The organism is Streptomyces sp. PA03-6a, from assembly GCF_033792765.1.
Lineage (GTDB): Bacteria > Actinomycetota > Actinomycetes > Streptomycetales > Streptomycetaceae > Actinacidiphila.
Window position 1 is genome coordinate 24,775 of the sequence record NZ_JARAVK010000034.1, and the last position, 26,320, is coordinate 51,094.

At 72.5% G+C, this 26,320-nt stretch carries 27 protein-coding genes; 10 read left to right on the plus strand and 17 right to left on the minus strand.

What is annotated here, in order from left to right:
• Nucleotides 1-7: 7 nt before the first annotated feature.
• The 8 genes from PV350_RS11405 to PV350_RS11440 form a co-directional block, all read right to left on the minus strand.
• Nucleotides 8-532: a PadR family transcriptional regulator gene (locus PV350_RS11405; protein ID WP_499513711.1), complete on the minus strand. Its 525-nt coding sequence runs from the start codon at nt 530-532 to the stop codon at nt 8-10.
• A gap of 69 nt (nt 533-601) precedes the next feature.
• Nucleotides 602-1,039, minus strand: a complete 438-nt coding sequence (locus tag PV350_RS11410; RefSeq protein WP_499513712.1) for a hypothetical protein — start codon at nt 1,037-1,039, stop codon at nt 602-604.
• Between the two features lie 114 nt (nt 1,040-1,153).
• Nucleotides 1,154-2,602, minus strand: coding sequence for a catalase (locus PV350_RS11415; protein ID WP_499513713.1), 1,449 nt, complete (start codon nt 2,600-2,602; stop codon nt 1,154-1,156).
• 162 nt (nt 2,603-2,764) lie between these two features.
• Nucleotides 2,765-5,365 (minus strand): ATP-binding SpoIIE family protein phosphatase, encoded by a 2,601-nt coding sequence (locus tag PV350_RS11420; RefSeq protein WP_500333555.1) that lies wholly within the window; start codon nt 5,363-5,365, stop codon nt 2,765-2,767.
• 59 nt (nt 5,366-5,424) lie between these two features.
• Nucleotides 5,425-6,111 (minus strand): class I SAM-dependent DNA methyltransferase, encoded by a 687-nt coding sequence (locus PV350_RS11425; protein WP_500333557.1) that lies wholly within the window; start codon nt 6,109-6,111, stop codon nt 5,425-5,427.
• Nucleotides 6,112-6,238: 127 nt separating this feature from the next.
• Entirely contained in the window at nt 6,239-6,922 is a 684-nt protein-coding gene (fomD, locus tag PV350_RS11430; RefSeq protein WP_500333558.1) for a cytidylyl-2-hydroxypropylphosphonate hydrolase, read from the minus strand.
• A gap of 102 nt (nt 6,923-7,024) precedes the next feature.
• Nucleotides 7,025-8,434 (minus strand): class II fumarate hydratase, encoded by a 1,410-nt coding sequence (locus tag PV350_RS11435; protein WP_499513717.1) that lies wholly within the window; start codon nt 8,432-8,434, stop codon nt 7,025-7,027.
• 191 nt (nt 8,435-8,625) lie between these two features.
• A complete protein-coding gene (locus PV350_RS11440; protein ID WP_499513718.1) occupies nt 8,626-10,284 on the minus strand; it encodes a fumarate hydratase in 1,659 nt (552 codons plus the stop codon).
• A gap of 129 nt (nt 10,285-10,413) precedes the next feature.
• Between PV350_RS11440 and PV350_RS11445 the strand changes: the two genes are divergently transcribed.
• Both PV350_RS11445 and PV350_RS11450 read left to right on the plus strand, forming a co-directional pair.
• Entirely contained in the window at nt 10,414-11,091 is a 678-nt protein-coding gene (locus tag PV350_RS11445) for a DUF1707 SHOCT-like domain-containing protein (protein ID WP_499513719.1), read from the plus strand.
• A gap of 243 nt (nt 11,092-11,334) precedes the next feature.
• A complete protein-coding gene (locus PV350_RS11450) occupies nt 11,335-11,688 on the plus strand; it encodes a WhiB family transcriptional regulator (protein WP_018561404.1) in 354 nt (117 codons plus the stop codon).
• A gap of 80 nt (nt 11,689-11,768) precedes the next feature.
• Here PV350_RS11450 and glpX read toward each other — a convergent pair whose 3' ends face one another.
• Entirely contained in the window at nt 11,769-12,812 is a 1,044-nt protein-coding gene (gene glpX, locus PV350_RS11455) for a class II fructose-bisphosphatase family protein (RefSeq protein ID WP_499513720.1), read from the minus strand.
• A gap of 161 nt (nt 12,813-12,973) precedes the next feature.
• Here glpX and PV350_RS11460 point away from each other — a divergent pair, with 161 nt between their 5' ends.
• Nucleotides 12,974-13,510 (plus strand): DUF4245 domain-containing protein, encoded by a 537-nt coding sequence (locus tag PV350_RS11460; RefSeq protein WP_500332245.1) that lies wholly within the window; start codon nt 12,974-12,976, stop codon nt 13,508-13,510.
• 60 nt (nt 13,511-13,570) lie between these two features.
• On the opposite strand, the gene PV350_RS11465 is transcribed toward PV350_RS11460, so the two are convergent.
• The 3 genes from PV350_RS11465 to xseA form a co-directional block, all read right to left on the minus strand.
• Nucleotides 13,571-14,164 carry a malonic semialdehyde reductase gene (locus PV350_RS11465; RefSeq protein ID WP_500333561.1) on the minus strand — a complete coding sequence of 198 codons (594 nt, stop codon included), beginning with the start codon at nt 14,162-14,164 and terminating at the stop codon, nt 13,571-13,573.
• Between the two features lie 142 nt (nt 14,165-14,306).
• Nucleotides 14,307-14,549: an exodeoxyribonuclease VII small subunit gene (locus tag PV350_RS11470; protein WP_500333563.1), complete on the minus strand. Its 243-nt coding sequence runs from the start codon at nt 14,547-14,549 to the stop codon at nt 14,307-14,309.
• A gap of 75 nt (nt 14,550-14,624) precedes the next feature.
• Nucleotides 14,625-15,833, minus strand: a complete 1,209-nt coding sequence (xseA, locus tag PV350_RS11475) for an exodeoxyribonuclease VII large subunit (protein WP_500333565.1) — start codon at nt 15,831-15,833, stop codon at nt 14,625-14,627.
• A 162-nt stretch (nt 15,834-15,995) separates the two neighbouring features.
• On the opposite strand from xseA, the gene PV350_RS11480 reads away from it, so the two are divergent.
• From PV350_RS11480 to ppgK, 3 genes are all read left to right on the plus strand, one after another.
• Entirely contained in the window at nt 15,996-16,187 is a 192-nt protein-coding gene (locus tag PV350_RS11480; RefSeq protein ID WP_499513725.1) for a hypothetical protein, read from the plus strand.
• A 143-nt stretch (nt 16,188-16,330) separates the two neighbouring features.
• Nucleotides 16,331-17,326, plus strand: a complete 996-nt coding sequence (locus PV350_RS11485; protein ID WP_499513726.1) for a 4-hydroxy-3-methylbut-2-enyl diphosphate reductase — start codon at nt 16,331-16,333, stop codon at nt 17,324-17,326.
• A 29-nt stretch (nt 17,327-17,355) separates the two neighbouring features.
• Nucleotides 17,356-18,099 carry a polyphosphate--glucose phosphotransferase gene (gene ppgK / locus PV350_RS11490; RefSeq protein WP_499513727.1) on the plus strand — a complete coding sequence of 248 codons (744 nt, stop codon included), beginning with the start codon at nt 17,356-17,358 and terminating at the stop codon, nt 18,097-18,099.
• A gap of 40 nt (nt 18,100-18,139) precedes the next feature.
• Here ppgK and PV350_RS11495 read toward each other — a convergent pair whose 3' ends face one another.
• Nucleotides 18,140-18,685 (minus strand): DUF6542 domain-containing protein, encoded by a 546-nt coding sequence (locus PV350_RS11495; protein WP_499513728.1) that lies wholly within the window; start codon nt 18,683-18,685, stop codon nt 18,140-18,142.
• 190 nt (nt 18,686-18,875) lie between these two features.
• Between PV350_RS11495 and ychF the strand changes: the two genes are divergently transcribed.
• The 3 genes from ychF to PV350_RS11510 all read left to right on the plus strand — a co-directional run bounded on the left by ychF (nt 18,876) and on the right by PV350_RS11510 (nt 21,652).
• Nucleotides 18,876-19,964, plus strand: a complete 1,089-nt coding sequence (gene ychF / locus PV350_RS11500) for a redox-regulated ATPase YchF (protein ID WP_499513729.1) — start codon at nt 18,876-18,878, stop codon at nt 19,962-19,964.
• Nucleotides 19,965-20,180: 216 nt separating this feature from the next.
• Complete coding sequence (locus tag PV350_RS11505) at nt 20,181-21,161, plus strand: class I SAM-dependent methyltransferase (protein WP_499513730.1); 981 nt, start codon at nt 20,181-20,183, stop codon at nt 21,159-21,161.
• Nucleotides 21,162-21,244: 83 nt separating this feature from the next.
• The gene (locus PV350_RS11510) at nt 21,245-21,652 is read left to right on the plus strand and encodes a hypothetical protein (RefSeq protein WP_499513731.1); all 408 of its coding nucleotides are present in this window, start codon (nt 21,245-21,247) and stop codon (nt 21,650-21,652) included.
• A 16-nt stretch (nt 21,653-21,668) separates the two neighbouring features.
• Here PV350_RS11510 and PV350_RS11515 read toward each other — a convergent pair whose 3' ends face one another.
• Together PV350_RS11515 and PV350_RS11520 are read right to left on the minus strand one after the other, a co-directional pair.
• Complete coding sequence (locus PV350_RS11515; RefSeq protein ID WP_499513732.1) at nt 21,669-22,163, minus strand: hypothetical protein; 495 nt, start codon at nt 22,161-22,163, stop codon at nt 21,669-21,671.
• On the minus strand, nt 22,160-23,314 hold the full coding sequence (locus PV350_RS11520; RefSeq protein WP_499513733.1) for an SMI1/KNR4 family protein: 1,155 nt from the start codon (nt 23,312-23,314) through the stop codon (nt 22,160-22,162). Before PV350_RS11520 ends, PV350_RS11515 begins: the two co-directional genes overlap by 4 nt.
• Before the next feature lie 130 nt (nt 23,315-23,444).
• On the opposite strand from PV350_RS11520, the gene PV350_RS11525 reads away from it, so the two are divergent.
• Nucleotides 23,445-24,515, plus strand: coding sequence for a DUF4190 domain-containing protein (locus tag PV350_RS11525; protein WP_499513734.1), 1,071 nt, complete (start codon nt 23,445-23,447; stop codon nt 24,513-24,515).
• On the opposite strand, the gene PV350_RS11530 is transcribed toward PV350_RS11525, so the two are convergent.
• Together PV350_RS11530 and PV350_RS11535 are read right to left on the minus strand one after the other, a co-directional pair.
• The gene (locus tag PV350_RS11530) at nt 24,454-25,158 is read right to left on the minus strand and encodes a response regulator (protein WP_499513735.1); all 705 of its coding nucleotides are present in this window, start codon (nt 25,156-25,158) and stop codon (nt 24,454-24,456) included. The genes PV350_RS11525 and PV350_RS11530 overlap by 62 nt on opposite strands.
• Nucleotides 25,155-26,273 (minus strand): sensor histidine kinase, encoded by a 1,119-nt coding sequence (locus PV350_RS11535; RefSeq protein ID WP_500333568.1) that lies wholly within the window; start codon nt 26,271-26,273, stop codon nt 25,155-25,157. Before PV350_RS11535 ends, PV350_RS11530 begins: the two co-directional genes overlap by 4 nt.
• Nucleotides 26,274-26,320: the final 47 nt, after the last annotated feature.

Consider the following 26,320-nt stretch of genomic DNA (forward strand, 5'->3'; position numbering starts at 1 on the left):
GTGGTGCTCACTCGGCTACCTCCGCCGCGAGTAGGTCCAGGCGGGCGGCGGTGAGCTCCAGCCACCGCAGGTCCGCCTCCAGGTGGAACAGGGCGTGGTCGCAGATGAGCTGGTCCGCGAAGTCGCCGTGCCGCTTGCGTTCGGTCAGTTCCCGCATCAGCCGCAGATGCTCGGACCTCTGTGTGTCGAGGAGGCCGGCGGCGCTGCGTCCGGTGAGCAGCGCGAGGACGACCTTGGTGTAGAGGGTGTTCTGCAGGTAGGGCTCGGGCTTCTCCGGCTGCCCGAGCCACTTCTCGACGTCGGTGATCCCGGCCTCGGTGATCGCGTAGCGCTTGCGTTCCGGGCCGCCGCCGGGCTCGATGCCGTCGACCTCGACCAGTCCGTTCTTCAGCAGCCGCGCCATCGTCGAGTAGACCTGGCCGTAGTGCAGCGGGCGGTCGTGGCCGAACTTGTCGTCGAATGCCCGCTTCAGGTCGTATCCGTGGCGTGGGCCGGACTCCAGGAGTCCGAGCAGGGTGTGGCCGATGCTCATGACCGAGGACTCTACACGACGCGTATACCTGCGGTGTATAGACTTTGTGCATAGCGGCGAGCCGGTGACCTAACCCTCCCTGAACAGGCCCTTTCCCGGTTCGTACCCGAGATGGGCCTGATAGGCGGTGGGCTCGCAGTGCGGGCCGTTCGGCTGCCACTTCTTGAGCGTGACGTCGATGTGCTCGTCCACCGCGGGCTCGGTCGCGGTCCCCGGGGCATTCTGCGGGGTGCCGGTGAAGCGCACCGCGACCCGCTCCGGCCCGGTCGCTCCGGGCAGGTCCAGGGCGAGCAGCATCTCCTGCCCGTCGCCCGTTCCGCTGCGCGAGCACACCGCGCCGGCGCACAGCCGGTAGGTCGTGCCGGGCTCCGTGTCGAACACGAGCCGCACCCCCGACTCCGCTCCGATGTCGGTGCAGTCGGGGCCGTCCGCCCCCAGGACCCCGCAGCCCACCGCCGTCACCAGGGGTATGACGGCCCCCGCCCTCGCCCACCGTCCCGTCCTCATGCCGATGGGATGCGCGTGGAGCCCGTCCGGTTCCGTTCCGGCCGGACGCGATGCAGCCCCGGGGCACGGACGGACATCACGTGCACCGGGGCTGCGGCCGTGGGGAGGTCCGGCTCACAGGCCGTTGACGTTGGCGGCGATGCGGTCGCCGACCTCCTTGTCGATGTTGCGCCAGTACTCGACCGCGCGGGCCAGGACGGGGGCGCTGACCCCGTTCTTCAGGTGGCCCGACACGTTGGAGACCAGCCGGTCGCGGGCGGCGTCGTCCAGGACCTGGCGGATCATCGTCCCGGCCTGGCCGAAGTCGTCGTCCTCGCGGTGCAGCTTGTACGGCTCGTGCACCATGTTGCCCGCCACCTCCCAGCCGGCCGGGTCGCCGAAGCGCCGGATGTCGGCCTCGGGCCCGCCGACGGAGTTCGGCGCGTACGGCGCGGCGGTGCGCGACGGCTCGTAGCGCATCGGCCCGTCCTTGGCGTACGAGCGCACCTCGGTGTGGGCCCGGTTCGGCGGCAACTGGGCGTAGTTGGGGCCGATCCGGTAGCGGTGGGTGTCGGCGTACGAGAAGAGCCGGCCGAGGAGCATCTTGTCCGGCGAGGGGCCGATGCCGGGCACCATGTTGCTGGGCTCGAAGGCGGCCTGCTCGATGTGGATGAAGTAGTCCTCGGGGTTCTTGTCCAGGGTCATCCGGCCGACCTCGACCAGCGGGTAGTCGCCGTGCGGCCACACCTTGGTGAGGTCGAAGGGGTTGAACCGGTAGTCCGCCGCGTCGTCGAACGGCATGATCTGCATGTACAGCGTCCACGAGGGGTGCTCGCCGCGTTCGATGGCCTGGTACAGGTCACGGCGGTGCAGATCGCCGTCGGCGCCCGCGTAGTGGTCGGCCTCCTCCTGGGTGAGGAAGTCGATCCCCTGGTCGGTCTTGAAGTGGTACTTGACCCAGAACCGCTCGCCGCCGCCGTTGACCCACATGTAGGTGTGGGAGCTGTAGCCGTTCATGTGGCGGTACGACTTGGGCACGCCGCGGTCGCCCATCAGCCAGGTGACCATGTGCGCCGACTCCGGGGACAGCGTCCAGAAGTCCCACTGCATGTTGTTGTCGCGCAGTGAGCTGTCACGGCGGCGCTTCTGGCTGCGGATGAAGTCCTGGAACTTCATCGGGTCGCGCACGAAGAAGACCGGCGTGTTGTTGCCGACCATGTCGTAGTTGCCGTACTCGGTGTAGAACTTCAGGGCGAAACCGCGTGGGTCGCGCCAGGTGTCGGGGCTGCCCAGCTCGCCGGCGACCGTCGAGAAGCGGGCCAGCATCTCCGTGCGGCGTCCCGGCTGGAAGAGGTCGGCCTTGGTGAACTGGCTGACGTCGTTCGTCACCTCGAAGACGCCGTACGCGCCCGAGCCCTTGGCGTGCACCACACGCTCCGGTACCCGTTCGCGGTTGAACTGCGCCATCTTCTCGATCAGGTAGTGGTCCTGGAGGAGGATGGGGCCGTCCGAGCCCACCGTGAGCGAGTGCGCGTCGCTCTCCACCGGGATCCCGGCGTTGTTGGTGGTGTAGGGGGTGCTCATGTGAGTGTGTCCTCCCGTCGATCTTCGGAAGAGTCCGTCGGGGGCTCCTGGTCGCTAACGACCACACAAACACTGAATCACCGGCTCGGCACGCCGGGCAATGACTTCACGTCACGGATCTGGACAATGTCCAGAAATAAAACGTGTACCGATACGGAGCGTCTACCGGTCGGCACCGCCCGGAATGCCCATTTCGAACCAGACCACCTTCCCGGCGCTCAGCCGGGTCGCTCCCCAGCGCTGCGCCATCCGGTTGACGAGGTACAGCCCGCGCCCGCCCTCGTCCTGCGGCTGAGCGTGGCGCATCCGCGGCAGTGTCGGGGCGTCGTCGCCCACCTCGCAGCGCAGCACGTCGGTACGGAGCAGCCGCAGCGTGATCGGCCGCTCCGCGTACCGCACCGCATTGGTGACCACCTCGCTGACCAGCAGCTCGGTCGCCTCGGCCAGCGGCTCCAGGTTCCAGCGGCTGAGCGCCTGGCGCACCAGCCGCCGGGCCCGGCCGGCCGTCTGCGGCCGCGGCTCCAGGAACCAGTAGGCGACGTCGCGCGGCGCGATGCCGTCGAAGCGGGCGGCCAGCAGCGCGATGTCGTCGTCCCGGTCGCCCGGGCCGACGATCTCCAGGACCTCGTCGCACAGCGGCTCCAGCGGCGGCGGGCACAGCACCGCCGACGCCGTGTGCAGCCGCTCGCGCAGCATCTCGATGCCGCCCCACACGTCACGGGTGCGGGACTCCACCAGGCCGTCGGTGTACAGCAGCAGCGTCGCCCCGGCCGGGGCGGGCAGCTCGACCGCCTCGAAGGGCACGCCGCCCACGCCGATCGGCGCGCCCGGCGGCACGCGCAGCACCTCGGCCAGGCCGCTGGCGTGCAGCAGCACCGGCGGCGGGTGGCCGGCGTTGGCGATGGTCACCCGGTGCGCTATCGGGTCGTAGACCGCGTAGATGCAGGTGGCCATGCGGTCCTGGCCGAGCCGCTGGGCCTGCTCGTCCAGGTGGTAGAGCACCTCCTGCGGCGACAGGTCCAGGCCCGCCAGGGTCTGCACGGTCGTCCGCAGCTGGCCCATGATCGCCGCCGAGGTCATGGAGTGGCCCATGACGTCGCCGACCACCAGCGCCACCCGGCTGCCGGGCAGCGGGATCGCGTCGTACCAGTCGCCGCCGACCCGGGCCGACTCCGCGGCCGGCAGGTAGCGGCTGGCCAGCCGGACCCCGGTGGGCTCCGGCAGGGAGTCCGGCAGCATCTCGCGCTGCAGGGAGTCGGCGATGGACGCCTCGCGGTCGTAGAGCACCGCCTTGTCCACGCCGAGCGCCGTGTGGGTGGCCAGCTGGGCCGCGATCAGCAGGTCGTCCGGGTCGAACGGGGCCCGCTCGGGACGGCGCAGCAGCACGGTCGCGCCGATCACCCGGCGGCGGCCGCGCAGCGGTGCCAGGATGGCCCGGCGTCCGGTCGGCAGGTCTAACGTCTCGCCGAACTCCGCCTGCCGGCAACCGCCGACCAGCTCCTGGAGGGCCGCCGTGGCCTGCTCGCTGTCGGAGAACACCGGGCGCACCCCGCGCAGCACCTCGGCCAGCGCGCCGTCCATGGGGACGGTCACGACCTCGGCCGCAGCGCCGTACGCGCCCTCCGTGGAGGGCACGACCGGCATGAGCAGGCCCTCCACCGGCTCCGGGGCGTTCTCGTCCGGCACGCGGTCGGTGCGCCGCAGCCGCAGGACCAGCGGGCCGGAGGGGCGCTCGTCGCCCACCGGCAGCGGGTCGCGCAGGTAGACCAGGATCGCGTCGGCGAAGGCGGGCACCGCCGAGCGGCACAGGCCCAGCACGATCTCGTCCAGGTCCAGGCCGCGGGCGATGCGGCGGGTGGCCGCGCCCACGTAGCGCAGCCGCTCGGTCTCCGCCTGCCCCGCCCGGCCGCGGTTCTGCGGGCCGATCTTCTTCAGCGGCTGGCCGCCGGTGGAGTCCTCGTCGACGGGGTGCCCGCCCGCGTGGCCTCCGCGGCCGCCCTGCCGGCCCGCCGTCCGGGACGTGGGCAGCGTCGTGTCGGGGGTCCGCTGCCGGGTGCGCGGCTCGCCGCCCTCCGGCTGCGTCGGACCGGGGACACCCGGGACACCCGGGGTCCCGCCGCCCGCCGTGGCCCGGCGGCCGGGCTCCACGGGAGCGGCCATGGCGGTGGCGGCCCGCCGGTCCCGGCCCGCGGAGCCGTCGAAGGAGGGGCCGGTGGCCGGGGCGCCGCCGGGGGCGTCGGCGGAGCGCAGCCGTACGGTCTGCCGTCCGCGGCCGCCGTCCGCGGGGGCGGCGGCCATGTGCTGGACGGTGGCGACCCCCTCGCCGGCGACCACCCGGGCGGCCTGACGGTCCCGCACCTCGGAGGACTGCCGCGCGGTGCGTCCGCCGCGCGCACGCCGGCCGCCGCGGCCGGGCTTGGCGGGGGCGGGGGCCGACACGAGCGGATCGGAGGGGGTCTGACGTTCCGCCGGCGGCATGGCCGTGCCGCCGGGATCGCCGGCCCCGCCGGCGGCCGCGCCGCGCTTGGCGCCGCCGCTCCGGCGGCCCCGGCGCGGGCGGTCGCCCGCCGCGGACGGGTCCGGGGACCGCCCGGGGGCCGGCGCCCCGGCCGTGGACGCGCCCGACCCGCCGCCCGGCGCGGGGTCCGCGGGCAGCAGGAAGCCGGCCCGTGGATCCGGTACCGGTTCGGTGTCACCCGGACGTGCCGGGCCGGCCGTCGTCCCCTGGACAGCGGCCTGCTCAGAAATGCGCTCCGTGCTCACGCTGGTCGTTCCATCCGGTCGGGTGCGTCACGTGCCGGGCACGTGGCGGGGCGGCCGCGTCAGGCGGGTCGTCGGCAGTGCAGGAAGAGCTGCTCCTCCGGCGGCACTTCGGTCGTGTGCGGCGCGTACGCGTACGAATCCTCCTTAAGGACCGTGAATCCCGCGTCGGCCACCACCTGGCGCAATTCATCCCGTAGATAACCCGATACCCGGATGGTGTTACCAAGGAACGGAATCGCGAAGTCATCCACGTCGGCTTCCACCATCGAAAGGGTGAACATTCCGCCCGGGAAGAGGAGGTCGTGGACGCTGCGCAGGGCCAGCGGGATCTCCGCCCGAGGCAGCATCAGCAGCGAGAAGAAGGCCACGGCGGCGTCGAAGCGGCCCGGGTCCCCCGGGCCGTCGGGTCCGTGGCGGCCACCGGTCCGCAGGTCGGCGATGTCGGCCTGGAGGAAGGTCGCCCGGGGCACGTGCCGGCGGGCGAGCGAGAGCATCCCCGCGGAGAGGTCCACACCCGTCACCTCGTGCCCGGCCTCGACCAGCTGACGGCAGGTCGGCAGTCCCGTGCCGCAGCCGAGGTCCAGGACGCGGGAGCCCGCCGGGAGCTGCGCCAGGAGCCACTCGCCCGCGGCGACCTGGCCCTCCTTGTACGGGAAGGCCTCGTCGTAGCGGTCACCTATGGCGTCGAACCCCTCGGCCTGGCCGGTGCGGTCCAGCTGTATGTCCTCGTAGCCGCCGACTCCCACAGCCCGGGCCTCCCGTATGACCTTGGTGACATAGCGTCAAACTCTAGTGTGAGCCTGTGTTTTGTGCAGCACTATGGGCCACGATCTTACGATTGGGGCAGGGGTACCCGGCAAGCCGCTCACGCCGTCACCTTGCCGGACGATCCCAGTCAACCGGAAGGGCCGGTACCGGCCACGCCGGATCCGGACGCCAGTGCTCCCAGCCGTCCCGGAAGGGGTGCCCCCAGGCGCCGATCACCTCGACCGCCCGGCGGCCGGCCTCCCGTACCCGCTCCGCCGTGACCGCCGTCATCAGGCCGGCGGCCTGGGCCTGCGCGAACTCGTCCTCGTCCCGCCACTGCCAGCCCCGGTCCGGGGTGACGTGGATGTCCAGGAAGTGGTCCTCCGAGTCGACCCCGCCCGGCCAGCGGCGCCGCGGCTCCTCCAGGTTCACGTACCAGTTCTTGAAGCGCCAGCCCTGTTCCCAGAACAGCCACACCGACCAGGGCTCGTCCGGGCGCGCCAGCTTCAGCACGCCCGCGCCCCACCAGCGGTCGACGCACGTCGTGCGCGGCTTGAGGTAGCGGGTCTCCAGCGGCTCGTGGTGGATCGGCGAGCCGTCCGCCAGGACCGGCTTGACGCACTCGGTGCCCGGCGCCATCCACACCGCCAGCAGCTCCGGGTCGTCGCGCACCACGGTCACCGGACGGCAGATGTGCACCGCGTCGCTGCCGTTGCCGCGGTAGCGCCACAGCACCTGCTCGCCGGGGGCCCAGTGGCCCGCGCCGCCGTCCTGGCCCGCTCCACGGGGAAGAAGGATGTCCGCTGTCATGAACGGATCTTACGGACCCCGTGTTACGGGGGCGTCACCCTTGAGCCGGGCGTTCGTCACGCCGGGCACCGGGGACGGCCGGGACGACGGCGCGGCGCGCCGTCAGGGCCGGGTCATCCGCAGCACGTCCAGCGCCTCGTCCAGCTGCTCCAGGGTGAGCAGCCCGCGCTCGACGTAGCCGGACTCCAGGACCACCTCGCGGATGGTCTTCCGCTCGGCCAGCGACCGCTTGGCGACCTTGGCCGCCTCCTCGTAGCCGATGTACTTGTTGAGCGGGGTCACGACCGACGGCGAGGACTCCGCGTACTCACGGGCGCGCTCCACGTTCGCCGTGATCCCGTCCACCGTGCGGTCGGCCAGCAGCCGGGAGACGTTGGCGAGCAGCCGCACCGACTCCAGGACGTTCCTGGCGATCACCGGGAGCATCACGTTCAGCTCGAAGTTGCCCGCGGCGCCGGCCGTGGTGATCGTCACGTCGTTGCCGATGACCTGCGCGGCCACCATCAGCACCGCCTCGGGGATCACCGGGTTCACCTTGCCCGGCATGATCGACGAACCGGGCTGCAGGTCCGGCAGGGCGATCTCGGCGAGACCGGTGCGGGGGCCGGAGCCCATCCAGCGCAGGTCGTTCGCGATCTTGGTCAGGCCCACGGCGATCGTGCGCAGCTGCCCGGAGGTCTCCACGACGCCGTCGCGGGCGCCCTGCGCCTCGAAGTGGTCCCGCGCCTCGGTCAGCGGCAGCCCGGTCGTCCGCGCCACCTCGGCGATCACCGCCGCCGAGAAGCCGGGCGGGGTGTTGATCCCCGTGCCGACCGCGGTGCCGCCCAGCGGCAGCTCCGCCAGCCGGGGCAGCGAGGCCCGCAGCCGCTCCACCCCGTACCGGACCTGCGCCGCGTAGCCGCCGAACTCCTGGCCCAGGGTCACCGGCGTGGCGTCCATCAGATGCGTACGGCCGGACTTCACGACGTCCGCGAACTCCGCGGCCTTGCGCTCCAGCGACGCCGCCAGGTGCTCCAGCGCCGGGACCAGGTCGCCGGTCACCGCGGCGGTCGCGGCGATGTGCAGGGAGGAGGGGAAGACGTCGTTGGAGGACTGGCTGGCGTTGACGTGGTCGTTGGGGTGCACGTCGCGGCCGAGCCGCTCGCTCGCCAGGGTCGCGATGACCTCGTTGGCGTTCATGTTGGACGAGGTGCCGGAACCGGTCTGGAAGACGTCGATCGGGAAGTGCCCGTCCCAGCGCCCCCCGGCCACCTCCGCGGCGGCCTCCTGGATCGCCTCCGACACGTCCTTGTCCAGGACGCCCAGCTCCGCGTTGACCTTGGCCGCGGCCGCCTTGATCCGGGCGAGCGCCTCGATGTGGGACCGCTCCAGCCCGCGTCCGCTGACGGGGAAGTTCTCCACCGCGCGCTGGGTCTGCGCGCGCCACTTGGCGTGGGCCGGGACGCGCACCTCGCCCATCGAGTCGTGCTCGACGCGGTACTCGCGCTCGTCCCCTGCGTCCTGCTCGGGCATGGCCGGAATTCCTTCCATCGCGGACATCGTCGGGCGTACCGGGTACTTCCCAGTAGAACCCCGACCCCTCGGTAGGACAGCGGCGCGGGACGTTTCATTCCCCCCGTCGGCCGCCCGGAAGGCGGCCCGCACGGACCGGGGAACAAGGCGGCCCGGCACCGCGCACGCGGTGCCGGGCCGCCTCGGACCGGTCACGACCCCGGGCGCACCGGGATGCTGGTGAACGTCGGCGCGGGTGCCGGATCGGTGAAGAAGTCGTTGCCCTTGTCGTCGACGACGATGAAGGCCGGGAAGTCCTCGACCTCGATCTTCCAGACCGCCTCCATGCCGAGCTCGGCGTACTCGACGACCTCGACCTTCTTGATGCAGTCCTGGGCCAGGCGCGCCGCCGGGCCGCCGATCGAGCCCAGGTAGAAGCCGCCGTGCGCGGCGCAGGCGTCGGTGACCTGCTTCGAGCGGTTGCCCTTGGCGAGCATGACCTTGGAGCCGCCCGCCGCCTGGAACTGCTCGACGTAGGAGTCCATGCGGCCGGCCGTGGTCGGGCCGAAGGAGCCGGAGGCGTAGCCCTGCGGGGTCTTGGCCGGACCCGCGTAGTAGACCGGGTGGTCGCGCAGGTACTGCGGCATCTCCTCGCCCGCGTCCAGCCGCTCCTTGATCTTGGCGTGCGCGATGTCGCGGGCGACGACCAGCGGGCCGGTCAGCGACAGCCGGGTCTTGACCGGGTACTTGGACAGCTCCGCCAGCACCTCGTCCATCGGCCGGTTGAGGTCGACGCGCACGACGTCCTCGTCCGACAGGTGCTCGTCGGTGGTCTCCGGCAGGTACTTCGCCGGGTCGGTCTCCAGCTGCTCCAGGAAGACGCCCTCGGCGGTGATCTTCGCGACGGCCTGGCGGTCGGCGGAGCAGGACACGGCGATGGCGACCGGCAGGGAGGCGCCGTGCCGGGGCAGCCGCACCACGCGCACGTCGTGGCAGAAGTACTTGCCGCCGAACTGCGCGCCGATGCCGATCTTCTGGGTGAGCTCGAAGACCTTCTCCTCCAGCTCCTTGTCCCGGAAACCGTGGCCGGTCGGCGAACCCTCGGCCGGCAGCTCGTCCAGGTAGTGCGCGGAGGCGTACTTCGCGGTCTTCAGCGCGAACTCCGCGGAGGTGCCGCCGACCACGATCGCCAGGTGGTACGGCGGGCACGCGGCCGTGCCGAGCGAACGGATCTTCTCCTCCAGGAACTTCATCATGGAGGCCTCGTTCAGGACCGCCTTGGTCTCCTGGTAGAGGAAGGACTTGTTGGCCGAGCCGCCGCCCTTGGCCATGAAGAGGAACTTGTACGCGCCGCCGTCGGTCGCGTACAGCTCGATCTGCGCGGGCAGGTTCGAGCCGGTGTTCTTCTCCTCCCACATGGTCAGCGGGGCCATCTGGGAGTAGCGCAGGTTGAGCTTGGTGTAGGCGTCGAAGATGCCGTGCGAGAGGGCCGCCTCGTCGCCGCCCTGCGTGAGCACGTTCTGGCCGCGCTTGCCCATCACGATCGCGGTGCCCGTGTCCTGGCACATCGGCAGGACGCCGGCCGCGGCGATGTTGGCGTTCTTCAGCAGGTCCAGGGCGACGAAGCGGTCGTTGGGGGAGGCCTCGGGGTCGTCGAGGATCCGGCGCAGCTGGGCGAGGTGCGCCGGACGCAGGTAGTGGGAGATGTCGTGCATCGCCTCGGCGGCGAGCTTGCGCAGCGCCTCCGGCTCCACCTTGAGGAAGGTCCGGCCGTCGGCCTCGAAGGTGCTGACGCCCTCGGAGGTGACCAGACGGTACGGAGTGGTGTCCTCACCGAGGGGGAGCAAGTCGGTATAGGCAAACTCGGGCATAAGGGACATCCTCACTGGCGCTGCGTCATAGAAGCCCAACAAGCGTAGAACGTGCGCGGGGTACCGGATGTGTGAGGTGACCCTCACCGGCCCTAGTCGCGATCTATCGCGTTTGTGTACGGTAGTCGGGTGGATGAGTCGTCGCTCCAGAAGCGTGAACAGCACCCCGTGCGCCCCGTCGCCGAAGCCGATATCCGTGCGTCCGACGCGGACCGCGACCGGGTGGCCGACATCCTTCGCGATGCCCTCGCGGAGGGCCGTCTGACCACCGAGGAGCACTCCGAGCGGCTCGACGGGGTCTACGCGGCCAAGACCGTCGGCGAACTGGAGCCCTACGTCCGCGACCTCCCCGCGGGACGCACCACGAGCGCCCCCGCCCCGTCGCCCGGGGCGCACCACTGGGTGCCGGACGGCTCCGGGGAGAACCCCAACCTGATCGGCATCCTCGGTGGTGCCGAGCGCAAGGGACGCTGGCGGGTCGGCTCGAAGATCAACGCCGTCGCCATCATGGGCGGCGTCGTCATCGACCTCACCGAGGCCACCTTCACCAGCCCCGAGCTCGTCATCAACTGCACGGCCATCATGGGCGGCATCGAGATCAGGGTCCCGGAGAACGTGACCCTGCACGGCGGCGGCGTCGTGGGCATCATGGGCGGCTCCGACGTGAAGGCGTACGAGTCGCCCGACCCGCACGCCCCGGTCATCAAGGTGCAGGGCTTCGCCTTCTGGGGCGGCGTCGAGGCCAAGCCGCGCCGGGGCAAGCGTGTGAAGAAGAAGGGGCTCGGCCCCGCCGAACTCGACGGCTGACCGCGGCGCGGGTCAACTCCCGTGCCGCGCAAGGGGGTCGGCGGGGCGTGATCCCGGTGCCACGGAGGCGTGGCCCGGGCGGCGGCCCCGGCACGGTGCGCATGAACGCGCGCACAGCGGGTAGGGCAAGGGGACACGTCGCTGGCCGCAGCCCTCCTCACGCCGACAGACCCGTGGAGACGCACCGGCACCGCAGCGACGGGCAAGGGTGACACCAAGCCGAGCCGTCGTCAGGAGTATCCCGTGCTTCAACCGATCGAGCCCCCGGCAGCCTCCAGGTCCTCCCTGAGTCACCCCCGGGACCTGGGCGGCCCATGGCACTCGGAGGCGGCGTGCCGCAGTGACGAGGCGGGTCTGTTCTTCGCGCCTTCGAAGGAGCCGACCGCGGCGCGGCTGTCCCGGGAGGAGGCCGCCAAGCGGGTGTGCGCGCGCTGCCCGGTGATGCTGGAGTGCCGCGAACACGCGCTGCTCCAGCCGGAGCCCTACGGCGTGTGGGGCGGGATGACCGCCGCTGAGCGCAGGGTCGTACTGGCCCGGCGCCGCCGCCGTGAGGCGGAGCTGCAGCGGCCCGGGACGCGGATCGCCGCGGCCGGCTGAACGACGGAAGGGCCGGGACCCCGTCGCTACGGCGGGGTCCCGGTTCTCGTGTGCCGGTGCGCGGCGGCTGCCGCGCCGGCTCAGCGCGCGCGGTCGAAGTCGATGGTGCTGTACGCGCGCAGCTTCGACAGCCGGTGCGTGGAGTCGATCTGGCGGATCGTGCCGGACTTCGAGCGCATGACCAGCGATTGGGTGATCGCGGTCTCGGCGCGGTACCGCACTCCGCGCAGCAGCTCGCCGTCGGTGATGCCGGTGGCGACGAAGAAGACGTTGTCGCCCTCGACCAGGTCGTCGGTGTGCAGGATCCGCTCCAGGTCGTGGCCCGCGTCCAGGGCGCGCTGCTTCTCCGCCTCGTCCTTCGGCCACAGCCGGCCCTGGATGGTGCCGCCCAGGCACTTGATCGCGCAGGCCGCGATGATGCCCTCGGGCGTGCCGCCGACGCCCATCAGCATGTCGACGCCGGTGCCCTCGCGGACGGCCATGATCGCGCCGGCCACGTCGCCGTCGGAGATGAACTTGATCCGTGCGCCGGTCTCCCGGATCTCCTTGACGATGCCCTCGTGGCGGGGGCGGTCGAGGATGACCACCGTGACGTCCTCGGGGGCGCTGCCCTTCGCTTTGGCGACCCGGCGGATGTTGACCGAGGGCGGGGCGGTGATGTCGACGTAGTCGGCGGCCTCGGGGCCGGTGACGAGTTTGTCCATGTAGAAGACGGCCGAGGGGTCGTACATCGCGCCGCGGTCGGCGGCGGCGAGCACCGCGATGGCGTTGGGCATGCCCTTGGCGGTCAGGGTGGTGCCGTCGATCGGGTCCACGGCGATGTCGCACTCCGCGCCGTTCCCGTCGCCGATGCGCTCCCCGTTGAAGAGCATCGGGGCCTCGTCCTTCTCCCCCTCGCCGATGACGACGACGCCGTTCATCGACACGGTGGAGACGAGGGTGCGCATGGCCTTGACGGCGGCGCCGTCCGCGCCGTTCTTGTCGCCGCGTCCGACCCAGCGGCCGGCCGCCATGGCGGCGGCCTCGGTGACCCGGACGAGTTCCAGGGCGAGGTTGCGGTCGGGGGCCTCGGGATTCACCTCGAGTTGCGGCGGCAGGTTGTGGTTTTCGTGCTGCTCGGTCATCACAGCGCACCTTTCTGTACGAGGACGGCCGGGATAAGAGGGTGTTACGACCTTATCCGGACCCCGCCAGGATGAGCAGGGCACCTGTCACATGAGCGGATTTCCGCCGGGCGCGACCCCGGGCGGACGGACGGTCCGGGGTATGGGGGACCATAGGGGGCGTGGCAAAGAAGCGCGGCACGGAAACACTGCGGGACATGGTGCTCTCGATGGCGGCGATCGGTGTCGTCGCCGGGGGCATCTGGCTCTTCATCCCGCACGACGAGAACCACGACCCCGTCAAGGTGGTCGGCTACCGGGTCGAGCTCGACCAGGCACGGCGCGACGCCCCGTACCAGGTGGCGGCCCCGGTGGGGCTCGGCGAGGACTGGCGGGCGACCTCGGTGACGTACGAGTCCACCGACCCGGGGGCGGTGCGGTGGCACCTGGGCTTCGTCGACCCGAAGAACGAGTACGCGGCCGTCGAGCAGAGCAACGAGGCCGCGGAGAAGTTCGTCGCGCTGAAGAGCCACGAGGCGAAGCGGGTGGGTACCCGCAGCGTCGGCGGTGAGACCTGGCAGCGCTACGAGGGCCACAAGTACGACGCGCTGGTGCGCGAGGAGGGCGGGGTGACCACGATGGTCACCGGCACGGCCCCGATGGCCCGGCTCGCGGAACTGGCCGCCGCGCTCGAAGAGCGGGGCGGCCGGCAGGGCTGAACCCTGGACCCGGAACCACGTCACCGCCACCGGCAGGGCCGGCGGCGGTGACGGTCGTCGTCAGACGGTGGTGACGACCTCGTCGTACGCCAGGCGCGGGCCGCGCTCGCGCCAGGCGTTCTCGCCCGGCTTGCCGATGTTGACCACGGCCAGCACGGAGTGGTCGCCGTCGGGGAAGAAGTCCTTGTCGATGGCCTCGGCGTCGTAACCGGTCATGGGTCCGGCGGCCAGGCCCGCGGCGCGCACGCCCAGGATGAAGTAGCCGACCTGCAGGGCGGCGTTGAAGCCGGCGGACGCCTCACGCACCGGGCGCTCGGCGAAGAGCACCTCCTTGGCCTGCGGGAAGGACGGGAACTGGGCCGGCAGCTCCTCGTGGAACTCGTTGTCGGCGGCCAGGACCGCGACCAGCGGCGCCGTGGCGGTCTTCGCCCGGTTGCCCTCGTTCATGTGGCCCACCAGACGCCCGCGGGCCTCGGGGGAGCGCACCAGGACGACGCGCAGCGGCTGCTGGTTGTAGGCGGTCGGGGCGTACTTGACCAGGTCGTACACGGCTTGGACCTGCTCGTCGGTCACCGGTTCGTCGGTGAAGGCGTTGGCGGTGCGCGCATCGAGGAAGAGGAGGTTCTGGGCGGCGGTGTCGAGCTGGAGCATCATCGGTACCTCTGGGGGGATGTGGAACCGCGCCCTGGGGGAGGGGCGCGTCGGAACACTCCCCTCAGCGTAGATGAAGTTTCAACTAAACTTTCAACTATTAGGACGTGAAGCGGCTCACGCCGCCCGCGCCCCGCTCACCCGGTCATTCCTCCTCCGCGGCCTCCGGCCCCTGCCCGGCGCCGCCGCCGGACTCCTCCGCCAGGGCCGCGTCCAGCCGGGCGCGGGCGCCCTCCAGCCAGTCGCGGCACACCTTGGCGAGCTGCTCCCCCCGTTCCCACAGGGCGAGGGACTCCTCGAGCGTGGAGCCGCCGGCCTCCAGACGGCGAACGACGTCGACGAGCTCGTCGCGGGCCTGCTCGTACCCCAGCGTGTCCTGATCTGCCATGGCACCAGCCTAGGGCCGCCCTCCGACACGGCGGCCGGGCGCGCGGCGGCCGGCCCGGGAACGGCGCGCCGGCGGTCAGCGCGTGACGCGGACGGTGAACTCGCCCTCGGCCACCCGGGCGCGCAGCTTCTCCTCCTCGGCCACCTCGTCCGCGGCGCGCACGACCTGCCCGTCCTCGCGCTGCAGCACGGCGTACCCGCGCTGCAGCGTGGCGGCGGGGGAGAGCGCCACGACCCGGGCCCGGGTGTGCGCCAGCTCGTCCTCCGCCCGGTCCAGCCGGTGCCGCAGATGGCGGCGTGAGCGCTCCAGCAGCGTCGTGACCTGCTCGGCGCGCTCGTCCACCATCAGATGGGGCCGTGCCATGCACGGCCGGCTCACTGCCGCGGCCAGCCCCCGCTCCTCCCGGTCCAGCAGCCCGCGCATCACCCGCAGCGACCGCTGCCGCAGCTGCTCGACCCGGGCCAGTTCCTCGCCCACGTCCGGCACGACCCGCTTGGCCGCGTCGGTCGGCGTCGAGGCGCGCAGGTCGGCCACCAGGTCCAGCAGCGGGGTGTCCGGCTCGTGCCCGATCGCCGACACCACGGGGGTACGGCACTCCGCGACCGTGCGCACCAGCCGCTCGTCCGAGAACGGCAGCAGGTCCTCCACGCTGCCGCCGCCCCGCGCCACGATGATCACGTCGACCTCGGGGTGCGCGTCCAGCCCGCGCACCGCCTCGATCACCTGGGGCACCGCGTACGCGCCCTGGACGGGCACGTTGCGCACCTCGAAGCGGACCGCGGGCCAGCGCAGCCGCGCGTTCTCCAGCACGTCCCGCTCGGCGGCCGACGCCCGGCCGCAGACCAGCCCGATCAGCTGCGGCAGGAACGGCAGCGGCCGCTTGCGCTCCGATGCGAACAGGCCCTCGCCCGCCAGCCGCTTCTTCAGCTGCTCCAGCCGCAGCAGCAGGTCGCCGACGCCTATCGGGCGGATCTCCGCCGCGCGCAGCGACAGCTGGCCGCGCGGCGCGTACCACTCCGGCTTGGCGTGCACCACGACCCGGGCGCCCTCGCCGACCGCCCCGTCGAAGGCGTCGAAGACCGCCCGGCGGCAGGTGACGCTGAGCGAGATGTCGTGCGACGGATCGCGCAGCGTCAGGAACACCACGCCCGCGCCCGGGCGCCGTGACAACTGGGTGATCTGCCCCTCGACCCACACCGGGCCGAGCCGGTCGACCCAGCCGCCGATCAGCCGGGACACCTCGCCGACAGGGATCGGCGCCTCCGCGGATGTGTTCACAGCCATACGCCGAGACTAGCCCCCGCCACGGACAGTGACGTGCCTCGCGCCCGACCCGAATGGCACGCCCCGCTGTCCCCCCGCCGGGCCGCCGCGCAGGCTGGGGGCAAGCCGGTAAACCGCCGACGTCGGTGACGCCGGCGTCTCCGACAGGTCCCGGGAGTTCCCATGCGCCGACCCGGCCGGTACGGCTGGACCCCGTCCGAACGCCCGCCGCGCGTCCACGCCGGGCTCCGCGTCGGCCGCTACGGCCCCGGCTGCGGCTGCTTCAGCTGCCTGCCCCTGGCGGGCGCCGCCCTCGCGACCGGGTGGGCGCTCGCCGTCCGCCGTGCCGCCCGGGGCCCGCGGCGCTGTCGCTGAGCGCCGTGCCCGGTCCGTGCCCCCCGTGCCGCCCCCGTGCCGTCCGCGCGTGCGCCCCGCGGCGCTCCGGCACCGCCTCCGCACCCCCGTCCGGACCACCCGGGGCAGCGATGGGCCCCGTCCGGGCCCCGTACGATGGGCACATGACCGCTACGACTTCCCGCCGCGTCCTGCTCGCCGCCCCGCGAGGCTACTGCGCGGGTGTGGACCGTGCCGTGATCGCCGTCGAGAAGGCCCTGGAGCAGTACGGGGCCCCCGTGTACGTCCGCCACGAGATCGTCCACAACAAGTACGTCGTGCAGACCCTGGAGCGGAAGGGCGCGATCTTCGTCGAGCAGACGGAGGAGGTGCCGCCGGGGTCGATCGTCATGTTCTCCGCCCACGGCGTCGCCCCGGTCGTCCACGAGGAGGCCGCCAAGGGCCGGCTCGCCACGATCGACGCGACCTGCCCGCTGGTCACCAAGGTCCACAAGGAGGCCGTGCGCTTCGCGGGCGAGGACTACGACATCCTCCTGATCGGCCACGAGGGCCACGAGGAGGTCATCGGCACCTCCGGCGAGGCCCCCGACCACATCACCCTGGTCGACGGCCCCGGCGACGTCGAGAAGGTCGAGGTCCGCGACCCGTCCAAGGTCGTCTGGCTCTCCCAGACCACGCTCTCCGTGGACGAGACGATGGAGACCGTCGACGCGCTCAAGGAGAAGTTCCCGCTGCTGATCTCGCCGCCGAGCGACGACATCTGCTACGCCACGCAGAACCGTCAGCTCGCCGTGAAGCAGATGGGCGCCGAGGCCGAACTGGTCATCGTCGTCGGCTCGCGCAACTCCTCCAACTCCGTGCGCCTGGTCGAGGTGGCCAAGCTGGCCGGGGCCCGTGCCTCGTACCTGGTGGACTTCGCCGACGAGATCGACGAGGCGTGGCTGGACGGCGTGTCCACCGTCGGTGTCACCTCCGGCGCCTCCGTGCCCGAGGTGCTCGTCGAGCAGGTGCTGGAGTGGCTCGCCGCCCGCGGCTTCGAGGACGTGGAGATCGTCAAGGCCGCCGAGGAGTCGATCACCTTCTCGCTGCCCAAGGAGCTCCGCCGGGACCTGCGCGCCGAGGCCGCCGAACTGATGCGGGGCGGCACCTCCGAGGGGTGACCGACCGTGCCACGTCGTAGCGTTGGGGCATGAGCGTTTTCGGTGTGGACATCGGCGGATCGGGCATCAAGGGTGCCCCGGTCGATCTCGGGCGTGGTGACGTGGCGGAGGAGCGCTTCAAAGTGCTCACTCCCCATCCCGCGACCCCCGACGCCGTCGCGGAGTGCGTGAAGCAGGTCGTCGACCACTTCGGGTGGACGGGCCCCGTCGGGGCCACCTTCCCCGGAGTGGTCACGCACGGCATGACGCGCACGGCGGCGAACGTCGACAAGGGCTGGATCGACATGGACGCCGCCGGGCTCCTGTCCCAGAAGGTCGGCTGCGCGGTGACCCTGCTCAACGACGCGGACGCCGCGGGCATGGCCGAGATGGAGTACGGGGCGGGCCGTGGCCGCAAGGGCACGGTCATCGTGCTCACCCTCGGCACCGGCATCGGCAGCGCCGTCTTCGTCGACGGCAACCTGCTGCCCAACACCGAACTGGGTCACCTGGAACTGCACGGCCACGACGCCGAGACGAAGGCCTCCACCAAGGCCAAGGACGACGAGGGCCTCACCTGGGAGCACTGGGCGAAGCGCCTGCACAAGTACCTCACCCACGTCGAGATGCTCTTCTCGCCCGAGCTGTTCATCCTCGGCGGCGGGGTCAGCCGCAAGGCCGACAGGTTCCTGCCGCTCCTGACCGGCATCAGGGCCGAGATCGTGCCGGCCGCGCTGCAGAACAACGCGGGCATCGTCGGCGCGGGCATGGCGGCGGCCGCCGTCCGCTCCTGACCGCGGCGGCCGGCGGGAGGCGGCCGGTGGAGGGCGGCGCTCAGCGGCGCCGTTCGCGCATCACATAGGCCACCTTCCGCCCGGCCGCGATCACCGCGGCACCGACCGTGCCCCCGTACAACCAGCCCGTCTGGGTGGCGAGGCCGGTCAGCAGGCCCATCAGGTGGCCCGTGAAGCCCCCGCCGTCGCCGCCGGCCGTCACGGCCAGCGCGATGGTGAAGGCGATGGGCGCGCTGACCGGCGCCGCCGACAGGTCGTACGGCCGTACGAACGCCCCGGCGGCGAGGCAGGCCAGCAGGAAGACGACCCCGAAGAGGGTGCCGGGCTCGCCCGTGATCAGCGAGTCCGCGGCGCCGCCGGCGAGCGCGGTCAGCGTGATGAAGACGCCCGTGCCCAGTCCGGTCAGCCGGGGCTCCGTCCGGCGCAGCCGGGCCACCCGCAGCAGCAGCGGCCCCCGGGGCAGACCGCCCCGGACGGCGGTCGCGCCCTGCGGGCGACGCTGCGGGCGGACCGGCCGCGGCAGCGGGGAGGCGGCGGTGGGTGCACCGCTGTTCTTGTGGGGTGTGCGCGCACTGTGTTGCTCCACGCACCCAACGTAGGCGCCGAGGAGGGGGGAAACAGGGGCAGGACACGACTTTTCACCGCGACAGGGGGCCACTGGGGGCGCGGCCCGTCCCGGGGCCGGTGCGTTCCGTAGACTGGTGGATCGGTCCGCCGGTCGCCCGCCCGGGCGTGGCGGCCCATTCCACCCACCTCTCGCTACGGGAAGTCGTCACGTGTCGCTCACGATCGGAATCGTCGGCCTGCCGAACGTCGGCAAGTCGACCCTGTTCAACGCCCTGACCAAGAACGACGTGCTGGCGGCCAACTACCCGTTCGCCACGATCGAGCCCAACGTGGGCGTCGTCGGTGTCCCCGACCCCCGTCTGGACAAGCTCGCCGAGATCTTCGCCTCGCAGCGCAAGCTCCCGGCGACCGTGGACTTCGTGGACATCGCCGGCATCGTCCGCGGCGCCAGCGAGGGCGCGGGCCTGGGCAACAAGTTCCTCGCGAACATCCGCGAGTCCGACGCGATCTGCCAGGTCATCCGGGCCTTCGTCGACCCGGACGTGGTCCACGTCGACGGCAAGGTGTCCCCCAAGGACGACATCGAGACGATCAACACCGAGCTGATCCTCGCCGACCTGCAGACCATCGAGAAGGTCGTGCCGCGGCTGACCAAGGAGGTCCGCCTCCAGAAGGAGAAGGCGCCGGTGCTCGCCGCCGTCCAGGAGGCCCAGCAGATCCTCGAGGACGGCCGCACCCTGTTCTCCGCCGGCATCACCGCCGGCACGGAGAAGGGCCGGCTGCTGCACGAGCTGCACCTGATGACCACCAAGCCCTTCCTGTACGTCTTCAACGTCGACGAGGACGAGCTGACCGACGAGGCCTTCAAGGCCGAGCAGCGCGCCCTGGTCGCCCCGGCCGAGGCGATCTTCCTCAACGCCAAGATCGAGTCCGAGCTCATCGAGCTCGAGGACGACGAGGCCCTGGAACTGCTGCAGTCCATGGGCCAGGAGGAGCCGGGCCTGGCCACCCTCGCCCGGGTCGGCTTCGACACCCTCGGCCTGCAGACGTACCTGACCGCGGGCCCCAAGGAGGCCCGCGCCTGGACGATCAAGAAGGGCGCCACCGCCCCCGAGGCCGCCGGTGTGATCCACACCGACTTCCAGAAGGGCTTCATCAAGGCGGAGATCGTCTCCTTCGGCGACCTGGTGGAGGCCGGCTCGATCCCCGAGGCCCGCGCCAAGGGCAAGGCCCGCATGGAGGGCAAGGACTACGTCATGCAGGACGGCGACGTCGTGGAGTTCCGCTTCAACGTCTGACCGGTCGTTCCCCCCGCGCCACGGGCCGGGCCCCTCGGGGTCCGGCCCTTCGTTGTTTCGTGCGTACATGCCAGGCGATGGTCAGTGGATGTACGGGAGGCCGCCGGATGGTGAATCGTTTCGGTCGCGGGGATGCACAGTGTGTGCGGGTCCTTTTGGGATGTGTGGGACGCGGGGTGGAATCGGCGCATCCCGGCTTTGAGATGTGAGGAAACGATGGCGTCCCTCGGCAGGCTCTACTCGATGTTCGACGACGTGGTACTCCCGGAGGAGATCCCGTACGCCCAGATGAGCGTCTGGGAGCAGAAGTTCCTCTACCTGGTGGCGCGTCACCACGTGAACGGCACCGGCGCCCTCGTCGAGCTGGGCTCGGGCGGCGGCGGCTCCACCTACGCCATCGCCAAGGGGCTGCGGGAGAACCCCGCGTTCGACGAGCAGAAGGGCCGGCTGCACGCCTTCGACTTCTTCCGCGTGGGCAAGGGCACCTTCGCCACGCAGCGGTTCTTCAAGGCGGGCAAGGCGCCGGAGGGCGACAGCTCCTTCCGGGAGGACTTCGAGGCGGCGCTGGCCCCGTTCATGGGGTTCATCGAGGTCCACGCCGGCGACATATGGACCACCTCCGACCCGGAGGACAAGAGCCCCATCGAGTTCCTGCACGTCGACATCGCCAAGACGGCGCGGGTGTTCCGGTGCGTGGCGGAACGATTCCTCCCGCGCCTGGAGCCCGGTGCGGTCGTGCTGCACCAGGACTTCGCGAGCCCCCGCCTGCCGTGGCTGCACCACAGCACCGGCGCCCTGCTCCCGTACGTCGAGATCGCCGGTGCGCCGATCCGTTCCACCCTCGCCTTCGAGGTCGTCCGGCCGGTCCCGGCCGAGCTGCTGGAACGCATCGCCAAGGACGACTACACGGTGGACGAGAAGCTGGCCCTGATCACCGCGGTGCAGGACCAGGTCGACGTCGACCACACCGGACGGGTCCCCTTCAAGCAGGTCCTGGAGCTGGCCAAGGCGTACGTGTGCCACTACGCGGGTGACCACCAGCGCGCCTGGAAGATCGCCAAGCCGCTGCTGAAGGACCCGTACCTCTCGGAGACCCGAGCCGACCACTTCGCCCAGCTCCAGCGCGCCCTCGACGGGGAGGCCGCCCCCGCGCCGTCGCGGGTGCGGCGGCTGCTGCGCAAGGTGACGGGCGGCTGACCGGCCTCCCGCAGGTCACAGCACGGCGACGGAAACCGCGCACCGGGGGGTGCCGGCGGGTGCCGCACGCCACCATGGCGGGCATGCGTACACGCCTCAGCACCGGAGTGCTCCTCGCGGCCGTGCTCGTAGCGGTCCCCGCCTGCAGCTCCGGCACCGACGACTCCGGCAGCAAGCCCGACGCCGGTGGCACGCCGTCCGTCGCGGCGTCCGGTTCGAAGGTGCCGGACATCGGCGAGGGCATCCCCGAGGAGCCGACCGGGGTCCGGCGCGCGGCGCTGCTCGCCGCGCTCAAGGCCGTCGACCCGGCCCTGGCCGCCGACGCGGACAAGGCCGTTGCCAACGCGCGTCAGCAGTGCGCCACCATCACCGGCGGCGGCAACGCGGTGGCCGCCGCGCAGTCGCGCTTCGGCAGTGCCGGGCACCAGCTCACCGAGGAACAGGCCAAGGCCGTCAACGAGGTGCTGGAGCAGACGCTCTGCACGTCCTGAGCCGCCCCGCCCCGGTCTACGGGGACGGGGCGGCGGCCACCGGGTTGACGCTGTCGAAGCAGACCAGGCCCCGGGCCTGCGAGAGCAGGAACGAGCCGCTGTAGGCGTCCGCGGTGATCTCGGCGTCGAAGGACCCGCTCCGCAGCCACCGTGCGTCCGCCGGGAGGAAGCCGGCCAGCCGGCCCGGGAGCACGGGCAGGCTCGCCGGGCGGAAGTCGCGGTGGGCGGTGAGCGCGGCGACCCGGCCGTCCGTGAGGGCGGCGACGCCGACCACCCGCACGTCCGAAGGACCGGGGACCGACCTGCCGTCGTCGCCCGCGACCAGGTCGTACCCCAGCCAGTGGGCGCCGTGGAGCCGACCCAGCAGCGGGAAACGCCGCTCCAGCGGGGCGGTGTCCGTCCGTACCGGGCCTTGCGCGGCCTCGTGCCGCTCCGCCTGCGGACGCCGCGAGCCGCACCCGGCCGCGAGCACCGCCGCACCCGCGGCCAGTACCGTCCGTCGTGTCGTCATGCGCCCGCCCCCTGACGGCCCGCGTCGATCGCGGGGTTGTCCAGCGCCGTCCAGAAGGCGGCCTCCGGCTCCGGCGGCAGCGCAGGGGAGCCGAGGTCGGCGTGGAGCGCGGCGCGCCAGCCGGGGGAGATCCGGGAGCGGACGTCGGCGGTCCTCACCAGCGCCCGGTGGGGCAGGTCGGTGAGCAGCAGTACGAGGCACATCACGGCCTGTGTGCGGACGCCGTCGTGGTGGGCGGACGCCTCACGGCGGACCTGGCGCAGCCTGAGCCCGAGCGGACCGGTGCCGGTGAGTCCGACGGCGCGGCCGCCGTCGAGGGTGTCCAGGGCCGCGGCGACCTCGGGGTACCTTGCCAGGCCGGACTCTTCGGCCAGCCGGCGCATCTGCCGGGCCGCGGCGGTGGCGACCGTGGCGCGGGGGAGCGTGGCCACGAGTGCGCCGAGACCGCCCAGTTTGCGCACGTGGACGGCGCGCAGCGGCTCCTCGGAGCCGCGCGGCGGCAGCGGCGGCAGCGAGTCGTCGTCGGGGGAGGGCAGCGGCTCCGAGGGATCGCCCCACGCGGGGTGGGCGCGCTCGGAGTCGTCCCACTCCAGGACGCCGTCGCTGACGACGGGCCAGGTCCGGCCGCCCTGGAAGGGCAGCCCGCGCTCCAGGCTGTCGGCGACGTCGCCCAGGTACGCGCCCAGCGACGGGGCGTGGCCGAAGTCGGTGCCGGACCCGTCGAAGAAGCGGCCGACCGCGCCGAAGGACGCGCCGGGGCGGCAGTCCACGGTCAGGCCGTCCGCGGTGATGGTGTAGGAGGCGAACTGCACGAAGCGGTGGTGCCAGTAGGCGCCGTCGTTCCCCTCCTCGTCATCGTCCTCGTCGAGGACCTCGGCCAGCATGCCGCGCAGGAAACCGGACCGCTCCTCGCATCCGTGGGTGCCCAGCAGGCCGTCGTGCGTCGGCAGGAGGAAGTCCTCGTCCGCCCCGTCGTGCCGGCGCAGCGTGGCCACCAGGTCCGGCGGGAAGGTGACGCCCATGCGCCGCTGCACCGCGGCGATCTCCTCCTGCGGCGCCGGCGGGTGGAGCATGGCGAACGTCGCCGGGGCGTGGGCGCCCAGCCAGAAGTCGATGCGGTCCCAGGCCTGTTCGGCCGCTTCGGCGGACATCGTGGCTCCCCCTCGGGTGTCTGCGCCCGGCTGGCAGAACCCTAACGGTGGCCGCCGACAGAGGGTCGCGGAGGCCGGGATATATTCGCGCGGCCGTTCGCCACGCCACCCGCCCGTGAGGAGCCGTTCCGTGCAGCCTCCGCCGTATCCGTCCTACCCCCTCCAGCCGGCGCTCCCGCCCGCGGCGCAGCGGGCGCCGCTGAACGGGCTCGCCGTCGCCGCGCTGGTGACCGGGCTGCTGTGCATGCTGCCGGTGGTCGGCGTCGTGCTGGGGACGATCGCGCTGGTGCAGATCAAACGGACGGGCGCGCGCGGCAAGGGCATGGCCGTCACCGGCCTGGTGCTGTCGGCCGTCGGCACGCTGCTGTGCGCCCTGGTGCTCGCCGGCGGGGCCGCCGCGTTCGTCAAGAGCTTCAAGGAGGGCGTCAGGGAAGGGGCGCGGGACGACGGCGCCTTCTCGCTGCGCCGGGGCGACTGCTTCGACACCCCCGGCGGCGACCTGGAGGCCCCGACCGCCGACATGGACACCGTGTCCTGCGCACAGGGGCACGCCGGCGAGGTGGTCGGGACCTTCCGGCTGCCCGGGCCCCAGGGCTACCCGGGCGACACGGAGCTCAGGGACCTCGTGGAGGACCGCTGCCAACGGCTCTCCGACGCCTACGCCATGGACAGCTGGGCGGTGCCGGCGGACGTCAGGGTGTACTACTACGCCCCGGACCGGGAGACCTGGAAGCTCGGGGACCGTGAGGTGACCTGCATGTTCGGCAAGGAGAAGGGCGCGCTCAAGGGCTCCATGCGGCAGGACGCGAGCACGCTCGACGCGCACCAGGTCGCCTATCTGAAGGCCGCCAACGTCCTCAACGAGGCCATGGCGAAGGGGCCGGAGGAGGAGTACGTCGAGGACGACCTCGAGGGCTACCGCACCTGGGCCGGCGAGGTCTCGGTCGCCCTCGCCGCCGAGGCCCGGGCGCTGGACGCCCACGACTGGCCGGCCGGCGCCGAGCAACCGGTCGCCGCGCTCGTGGCGGAGGCCGGGAAGGCACGCACGCACTGGGCGAAGGCCGCCGCGGCGAAGGACGCGGACGCCTACTACGAGCACTACGAGGCCGCGGACTCGCACAGCGGCCACGCGGAGGCCGTCAGGGCGCGGGAGGCGCTGGGGCTGGCCACGACGGTCGCGGCGGCGAACCCTTCGGTGTGATCAGCCCCGACTCGTAGGCGTAGACGACCAGTTGGGCGCGGTCGCGGGCGCCCAGCTTGGTCATCGCCCGGCTGACGTGGGTCTTGGCGGTGAGCGGGCTGATGACCATCCGCCCGGCGACCTCGTCGTTGCTGAGCCCGCGGGCGACGAGCGCGAGCACCTCGCGCTCCCGGTTGGTCAGCGCCTCCAGGCCGGCCGCGTGCGTGGCGTCGGGCGGCCGCGCGACGAACTCGCCGATCAGCCTGCGCGTGATGGCGGGGGAGAGCAGGGCGTCGCCGCGCTCGGCGACGTGGATGGCCTGGACGAGGTCGGCGGGTTCGGTGTCCTTCAGCAGGAATCCGCTGGCGCCGGCGCGCAGCGCGTCGAAGACGTACTCGTCCAGGCCGTAGTTGGTCAGGATGACCACGTGGACGCCCGCCAGCCGCGGATCGGCGGCGATCAGCCGGGTCGCGCCGATCCCGTCGAGCACGGGCATCTGGACGTCGAGGAGCACCACGTCGGGCACGTGCCGCCGGGCGAGTTCGACGCCCTGCTGACCGTCGCCCGCCTCGGCCACCACCTCGATGCCGTCCTCGGCGTCGAGGAGGGCGCGGAACCCGGCCCGCATCAGCGCCTGGTCGTCGACGATCAGCACGCGGATCACGACACCTCCTCCAGCGGCGCCCCGGCCGCCCCGGGCGCCGTCCTGCCGTCGGCCGCCGGCAGTGCGTCCAGGGGGAGTTCGGCGCGCACGCAGAAGCCGCCCTCGGGCCGCGGCCCGGCGTGCAGCCGCCCGCCGAGCGCGGTCACCCGCTCCCGCATCCCGGTCAGCCCGACCCCGGGCACCGGGCCGTCCCCGGGGGCCGCGGTGCCGTCGTCGTCGATCTGGACGACCAGTTCCCGGTCGCCGTACTCGATGCGGACGGTGGCCCGGGGCTCGGGACCGGCGTGCCGGGTGACGTTGGTGAGCGCCTCCTGCACGATCCGGTAGGCGGCCCGGTCGACCCCGTCGGCCAGCGGCCGTTCCCGTCCGCCGACCGTGACGCTGGTGGGCAGTCCGGCCGTGCGCGAGCGCTCCACCAGGTCCTCGATCCGGTCCAGGCCGTGGCCGCCGCCGGTGCCGCGCAGCACCTCCAGGGTCGCGCGCAGCTCCCGCATCGCCTCCCCGCTCGCCTCCTGGATCGCCAGCAGCGCGGCGGGCACCTCCTCGCCGCGCTTGCGGGCCAGGTGGACGGCGACCCCGGCCTGCAGCTTGATGATCGAGATGCTGTGGGTGAGCGAGTCGTGCAGCTCCCGGGCGATCCGCAGCCGCTCCTCGCCGGCCCGGCGCAACGCCGCCTCCTCGCGGGTGCGTTCGGCGTCCAGCGCCCGCCGCTCCAGCTGCTCCAGGTAGGCCCGGCGGTGCCGGCCCACCACGGCCATGGCGACCGAGGCCAGGAACCAGCCGAGCAGCAGCGCGGTGGACTGCGCCGAGGTCGGCGCGGGCTGCCCGGAGGCGAGGTAGCCGGTGAGGAACGCCAGGGCCGACAGCTGCACCGGCAGCCGCTTCCCGCCCGACCTGACCGCCATGTGGACCGCGACCAGCACGGGGAACGCCGCCGAGGGGCCGGGGTGCACCCGCAGCGCGTACGCCAGCATGCAGCCGGTGCACAGCAGCAGCGCCGCCGTGGGCCGGCGGCGGCTCCCGGCGACCGCCAGCGCGCCCACCAGGCCCAGTGCCAGGTCGAGGGCGTTCGAGGGGCGCGGCACCCCGGGCAGCAGCAGGACGTCGACGGCCAAGCCGACCCACAACACCCTCCCTTTAAAAAAAACCAACCCCCCGCACA